Consider the following 6920-nt stretch of genomic DNA (forward strand, 5'->3'; position numbering starts at 1 on the left):
TCAAAAATTTTATAGTTATTATATATTTAGATGACAAAATTTTTGAAAAGTTTACTTTTGAATATTTTATTGTTAGTTATTATTTCAATTCAATCCATCTTTCCTCTTTTATTGACCTATTAACTGCTTCAAGAACTTCCTGGCATTTTATTCCATCATAAAAGTTTGGAGATGGATTTTCACCTTTTTCAATTGAATTGAATATATCTGCAACCATATTTATAAATGATTCTCCATATCCAATAATATGCCCTGCGGGCCACCAGTTAGCAGAATAAGGATGGGATGGTTCTGTGGCAATTATTGTTCTAAAACCAGAAGCATAGTCAGGGTCATCTGTACTATAATATTGCAACTCATTAAGACGCTCTAAATTAAATATAATGCTTCCTTTACTCCCATTTATTTCAAATCTTTGATAGTTTTTTCTTCCTGCTGCAAATCTCGTTGCTTCAAAAGAACCAATTACTCCATTTTTAAACTTTGCAAGAAAAATTGTTGCATCATCAACATCTACAATTCCTTTTTCTTTACTTTTTTCTTTATCTTTAAGCCCTGTTTCTAATTTTTCTGTTTCTTCTAATAGTGGTCTTTGTTTTATAAATGTTTTATTCATACCAATAACCTGGTCAAATTCACCAACTAAATATCTTGCCATATCAATTAAGTGTGCATTTAAATCCCCATGTGCACCACTTCCTGCAATTTCTTTTTGAAGTCGCCATACAAGAGGAAATTCAGGGTCAATAATCCAGTCCTGAAGATAAACAGCCCTTATGTGATAAATTTTTCCTAATTTTCCTTCATCTATCAGTTTTTTTGCCAGCCCAATAGCAGGTAATTTTCTGTAATTAAAACAAATTGCATGTTTAACTCCATATTTTTCAGCAACTTCAACCATTTTATATGCATCCTCAATTCTGGATGCTAATGGTTTTTCACAAAATATAATTTTCCCATTTTTTGCTGCTTCAATTGCTATTTCTTTATGTGCATTTGGTGGCGTCGTTATATCGATCATATCAATATCATCTCTCGTAACAACTTTTCTCCAGTCCGTCTCGTATTCTTCCCATCCAAATCTATCTTTTGCAATAGATAATGGTTTTTTACTCCTTCCACAAATTACTTTCATAATAGGTCTAATAGAAAGTTGGAAAAAAAGTCCAACATCTTTATAAGCATGAGAGTGGGCTTTCCCCATAAATTTATATCCAATAAGTCCAATTTTAATCTCTTTCATTTTTCCCCTCCCCTTTTTTTGTTTCTTTTTTAACAACAAATCCGCTTTTTTCTTTAACCTTATTTTCTATTTCATCATAAAGTTTCTGGTTTGTTTTTAAAATTTTTATCATATTATCTACACCTTGCTCTAATGTCTTCCCATCATAATAAAAATAACTTCCTTTTTTCTCCAATATCCCAAAACTAATGGCTGCATCAATTAAAGATGCTTCTTTGCTTATTCCTTCTCCATAATAAAAATCTAAAATAACTTCTTTAAATGGTGGAGCAACTTTATTTTTTACAACTTTTACTTTTACCCGGTTTCCTATAAGGTCCTCACCTCTTTTAATACTTTCAATTCTTCTTAATTCAAGACGGACTGAAGCATAGAATTTTAAAGCCCTTCCTCCAGGTGTTGTTTCTGGATTTCCAAAAAAAACACCTATTTTTTCTCTTACTTGATTTATAAAAATTGTTGATGTATTTGATTTGCTTATATAACCAGTCAATTTTCTTAATGCCTGAGACATTAACCTTGCCTGTAATCCCATAACACTATCTCCCATCTCTCCTTCTAATTCTGCTTTTGGGACAAGAGCAGCAACTGAATCAATGACAATAACATCAATTGCATTACTTCTTATAAGTGCTTCTGCTATTTCCAATGCCTGTTCACCTGAGTCAGGTTGACTGACAAGCATATCTTCAATTTTCAAACCCAATTTTTTTGCATAATTTGGGTCCAAGGCATGTTCAACATCAATAAAAGCAACCTGCCCCCCTGCTTTTTGTGCCTGTGCTAATACACTTAAAGCAAGAGTGGTTTTTCCAGAAGATTCCTGTCCAAAAATTTCTGTTACCCTTCCTCTTGGAATACCACCAACACCAAGTGCAATATCTAAGGAAATTGCTCCTGTTGGTATTACAGGAACTTCAATATGCGTTTTTTCTCCTAATTTCATTATTGAACCTTTTCCAAATTCTTTTTCTATCTGAGATATTGTAAGTTCAAGTGCTTTTTCCTTTTCCATTTTTTTATCCTCCAAGTTTATAGGTCTCTAAATCCTCATAAATTGGACCACTTTTTGTTAATTTACTATTTATAAGAGAAAAGTTTTCAACTTTAAAACTACTTATGACCATATTATACTTTTCTTTTAATTTTTCAATAAATCCTAAATCGGGTGTGGACTTAAATCTTGCTATTGTAATATGTTCTGTAAATCTATTTTCTTCTTTATATCCAATAGTTACAAGTTGCCTCTCAATTTCTGAATTTAACTTTTTAAGTTTCCCATGACTTTCAACTCCAATCCATAAGACCCTGATTTTTTTATCATCTGGAAAACTTCCTATTTTCCCTATTGAGACATCAAAGGAACTAAATTTCTTTTTAACTTCGTTTAATTTCTCATCAATATTTCCAACATCTTTTTCGCCTACTTCTCCAAGAAACTTTAATGTAATATGCAAATTTTCAGGTGATACAACTTTAACTTCTCTAACTTTTTTCCTTAAAGATGCTTCAATTTTTCTTATTTCTTCTTTTAAATTATCAGGTAATTTTATTCCAACAAATAGTCGCATTTTAATAAAATATCTAATAAATTTTCCCCTCACCTCCATCCTCTCCCCTTAGGGGAGAGGAAAGATGGGATATTTGACTGGTATTTATTTACCTTTTAGCCAGGGCATCATACTTCTCATTTTTGCCCCCACTTTCTCAATTAAATGTTCTCTTGCCTCTTCTTTTAGTGAATTATAAACAGGTCTACCTGCTTGATTTTCAAGTATCCATTCCAGAGCAAATTTACCTGTCTGTATTTCTTTTAAAATATCTTTCATCTCTTCTCTAACACACTCATTTATAACTCTTGGACCCCTTGTCATATCACCATATTCAGCAGTATCACTCACAACATCTCTCATTCCCTGAATTCCTCTTGTATTTATTAAATCAACAATTAGTTTCAATTCGTGACATGTTTCATAATATGCAACTTCTGGTTGATATCCACTTTCAACAAGTATTTCAAAAGCATCTTTTATAAGTTGAGTTACTCCACCACAAAGAACAACCTGCTCACCAAAAAGGTCTGTTTCTGTTTCTTCTTTAAATGTTGTTTCAACTACTCCACATCTTGTTCCTCCTAAACCCTTTGCATATGCAAGTGCAATTTTAAGGGCATTTCCAGTTGGATTTTGATAAACAGCCACTAAACATGGAACTCCCTGACCTTGAGCAAACTGTTCCCTAACAAGGTCTCCAGGACCTTTTGGCGCGACCATAAAAACATCTATATCTTCTGGTGGGACAATTTGATTAAAACGTATTGAAAAACCATGTGCAAACCCCATTGCCTGCCCTTTTTTTAAATTTGGATGAATAAAATTTTTATAAACAGTTGGCTGTGCATTATCCTGAACAAGCATCATAAAAACATCACATGTTTTAACAACTTCTGCTGCATCAACTACTTTAAAATCATCATTTACTGCCTTTTTATAGGCAGGGGTTCCTTCTAACTCAGAAACAACAACATCAACCCCGCTATCTCTTAAATTTAGAGCATGTGCCCTTCCCTGACTACCATATCCTATAATTCCAACCTTTTTACCACTAAAAACACCTAAATCAGCATCTTTCTCATAATAAATCTTTGCCATTTCTTCCTCCTTTTTTACTTTTTTTCAATAGTTTCTCTTGATATCGCAATTTTACCTGTTCTGATAAACTCTTTAAAACCAAATGGTTTAAGAAGGTCAACCAGAGCATCTAATTTTGAAGTATCTCCTACCGCTTCAATAGTTAGTGTTTTCTTTCCTACACTTATTATTTTTGCTCTAAAAATTTGGACAAGTTGCAAAACCTCCTGCCTCTCATTAAAATTGTTAATTGATAACTTAATAAGAGCAAGCTCTCTCTCAATAAAATCCTGTTCTGTTAGGTCCTGAACTTTTATAACATCTATGAGTTTATTTAATTGTTTATATATCTGTTCAAGTATTTTTTCATCCCCCCTAACAACAATTATCATTCTTGAAACAGTTGGGTCATCTGTCTCTGCAACTGAGAGGGAATCAATATTATAACCCCTTGCAGAAAAAAGTCCTGCAATTTTTGACAGAACTCCAAATTTATTTTCAACAGTTACTGAAATAATATGCGGTTTTATGCCGTTATTATTCATTTTTTCTCCCTTATGCTATTCCTTCAAGCATCTGGTCCAATGAAGCACCTGCAGGTACCATTGGAAAAACATTTTCTTCTGGTTCAATTCTACAATCAAGCATAACGACTTTTTCTTTCTCCTCCAAAACCTTATCTATTACTTTATCAAATTCCTCTTTTGTTTTTACTCTATATCCAATTGCCCCATAACTTTCTGCTAATTTAACAAAATCAGGCTGACCATTTGCAATACAGGTAAAAGCATATTTTCTATTATAAAACAATTGTTGCCATTGTCTCACCATTCCTAAATACCCATTGTTAAGAATAATAATTTTTACAGGAATTTTATTTGAAACTGCTGTTGCAAGTTCCTGAATATTCATCTGTATACTTCCATCCCCTGCAATATCAATAACAATTTCATATGGATTTGCGACTTTTGCACCAATTGCAGCAGGAAAACCAAATCCCATTGTTCCAAGTCCACCTGATGTAATAAAAGTTCTTGGCTTTTTAAATCTATAAAATTGTGCTGTCCACATTTGATTTTGTCCAACTTCTGTTGCAATTATTGCCTCTCCTTTTGTAATCTCTGATATTTTTTCTATTACATATTGTGGTTTAAATCCATTGTTATCATATTTAAGAGGGTTCTCATTTTTCCATTTTTTGACTTTCTCCTGCCATTGTTCAATATCCAATTTTTTTGCCTCTTCTAATAATTTTTTTAAAACATTTTTTGCATCACCAACTATTGGAACATCTACTTCAACATTTTTACTTATTGCAGCTGGGTCAATATCAATGTGAATAATTTTTGCTTTTGGAGCAAAATTCTCTATTTTCCCTGTCACTCTGTCATCAAACCTGCATCCAATAGAAATAATTAAATCACTTTCAACAATTGCATAATTTGCATATTTTGTTCCATGCATACCAGGCATACCCAATGAAAGAGGATGCCTTACATCCATACAACCAAGACCCATAAGAGTAAAGGCAACTGGAATCCCTGTTTTTTCAACAAATTCATTCAATTCACTACTTGCGTTAGAACTTATAATTCCTCCACCTGCTATTATTACTGGTTTTTTTGAACTTTCAATTAACTCCCATGCTTTCTCAATTTGTTTTGGATGTCCTTCATAAACGGGCTTATAACTTCTCATTTCAATTTTTGATGGATAATTGAATTTTCCTTCCATACTCTGTATATTAGCAGGAAAATCAATTAAAACAGGTCCAGGTCTACCTGTTGTTGCAATATAAAATGCCTCTTTCACAACTTTGCATATCTCATTTACATCTTTTATTAAATAATTATGTTTTGTTATTGGCCTTGTTATTCCAGTAGTATCAACTTCCTGAAAAGCATCATTTCCAATTAAATGAGTTGCAACCTGTCCTGTAATTGCAACCATTGGTATTGAATCCATATAAGCAGTTGCAATTCCTGTAACAAGATTTGTTGACCCGGGACCAGAAGTAGCAAGACAAACCCCAACTTTTCCAGATGACCTTGAATAACCATCAGCAGCATGAGCAGCACCCTGTTCATGCCTTGTTAAAATAAATCTTATCCCACTATCAAAAAGAACATCACAAAATGGTAAAACTGTTCCACCTGGATAACCAAATATAACTTCAACTTTTTCTTTTTTCAAACATTCTATAAATATCTTTGCACCTTTCATTTTTCTCTCCATTCATTATTTAACTTATGAAATATTATATCACAAAAAAAACAAAATCAAATTTGACAACATAGAGTTTGACCAGATACAAAGAAGGTTGGTCTGTATTCTTGAACCCTGTATTGATAAATGTCCTGTAAAAGGTATTAAAAAATAAAATTGCCTTTTGTATATTACAAAAGAAATTAAGTTATTTGTCTTCAATAAGAGAAATAGGTCTATTTTTTTCTGATAATTTTAAAATTGCTAAAATAACTGCAAGGTTTTTTGTTGCTTCTTCACCAGTAACTGGAATTGGTGAGTCCTCTAAAATACTTTTTACAAATGAATGGTGAAATTCTTTCCAGATTTTATTATAATCAGGAGTATAATTTTCTTTTATTTCCTGTCCATCTTTAAAATAAGCATTAAATTTCCCTGAAAGTGAAATTTCAAGAGAACCATCATTTCCATGAAAATTTATACCTTCACCATTTGAAATATTCCCATTACCTCGCCACTGATTTTCACTTATTTCCAAAAAACCATTACTTCCTTCTTCAAAATCAATTATTGCTATTACATCATCAGCAGGAGCATTTTCAAACTCCTTTTTGAATTTTCTTACTTTCCCATAAACCTCAATTATCTCTTTCCCAAGAAGATACCTAAGGTCATCAATATAATGGACCTCTGTATCAAAAATTGAACCAATTTCTATTTTACTATTAAGTTTCCAACTGCGACTTTCTTTTATAAGGTCAACAAAATAACAATTAAAAGCAACAACCCTATGAATAAAACCAAGTTTTCCACTTTCAATAAGTTTTTTAGCATTTTGGATA

Annotated in this window: 7 protein-coding genes; all 7 read right to left on the reverse strand. The window is 32.2% G+C overall.

The window, feature by feature from the left end; translation table 11 throughout:
• Nucleotides 1-79: 79 nt before the first annotated feature.
• Nucleotides 80-1243: a Gfo/Idh/MocA family oxidoreductase gene (locus PLW95_06895; protein ID HOV22385.1), complete on the reverse strand. Its 1164-nt coding sequence runs from the start codon at nucleotides 1241-1243 to the stop codon at nucleotides 80-82.
• Complete coding sequence (recA, locus tag PLW95_06900) at nucleotides 1230-2258, reverse strand: recombinase RecA (protein ID HOV22386.1); 1029 nt, start codon at nucleotides 2256-2258, stop codon at nucleotides 1230-1232. The genes PLW95_06895 and recA overlap by 14 nt, the downstream gene beginning before the upstream one ends.
• 4 nt (nucleotides 2259-2262) lie before the next feature.
• Nucleotides 2263-2853: an RNA 2',3'-cyclic phosphodiesterase gene (gene thpR / locus PLW95_06905; GenBank protein HOV22387.1), complete on the reverse strand. Its 591-nt coding sequence runs from the start codon at nucleotides 2851-2853 to the stop codon at nucleotides 2263-2265.
• 45 nt (nucleotides 2854-2898) lie between these two features.
• Complete coding sequence (gene ilvC / locus PLW95_06910) at nucleotides 2899-3894, reverse strand: ketol-acid reductoisomerase (protein ID HOV22388.1); 996 nt, start codon at nucleotides 3892-3894, stop codon at nucleotides 2899-2901.
• A gap of 14 nt (nucleotides 3895-3908) precedes the next feature.
• On the reverse strand, nucleotides 3909-4418 hold the full coding sequence (ilvN, locus tag PLW95_06915) for an acetolactate synthase small subunit (protein ID HOV22389.1): 510 nt from the start codon (nucleotides 4416-4418) through the stop codon (nucleotides 3909-3911).
• A gap of 10 nt (nucleotides 4419-4428) precedes the next feature.
• Entirely contained in the window at nucleotides 4429-6096 is a 1668-nt protein-coding gene (gene ilvB / locus PLW95_06920; GenBank protein HOV22390.1) for a biosynthetic-type acetolactate synthase large subunit, read from the reverse strand.
• A 190-nt stretch (nucleotides 6097-6286) separates the two neighbouring features.
• The coding region (locus tag PLW95_06925) for a Gfo/Idh/MocA family oxidoreductase (protein HOV22391.1) at nucleotides 6287-6920 on the reverse strand (634 nt) is incomplete at its 5' end.

The sequence above is a fragment of the bacterium genome (assembly GCA_035370465.1).
GTDB lineage: Bacteria > Ratteibacteria > UBA8468 > B48-G9 > JAFGKM01 > JAGGVW01.

Excerpts from the sequence above, each read along its gene's own strand:
- thpR (HOV22387.1), bottom strand. The coding sequence starts at position 2,853 with ATGGAGGTGAGGGGAAAATTTATTAGATATTTTATTAAAATGCGACTA.
- ilvN (HOV22389.1), bottom strand. The coding sequence starts at position 4,418 with ATGAATAATAACGGCATAAAACCGCATATTATTTCAGTAACTGTTGAA.
- recA (HOV22386.1), bottom strand. The coding sequence starts at position 2,258 with ATGGAAAAGGAAAAAGCACTTGAACTTACAATATCTCAGATAGAAAAA.
- ilvC (HOV22388.1), bottom strand. The coding sequence starts at position 3,894 with ATGGCAAAGATTTATTATGAGAAAGATGCTGATTTAGGTGTTTTTAGT.
- PLW95_06895 (HOV22385.1), bottom strand. The coding sequence starts at position 1,243 with ATGAAAGAGATTAAAATTGGACTTATTGGATATAAATTTATGGGGAAA.
- ilvB (HOV22390.1), bottom strand. The coding sequence starts at position 6,096 with ATGAAAGGTGCAAAGATATTTATAGAATGTTTGAAAAAAGAAAAAGTT.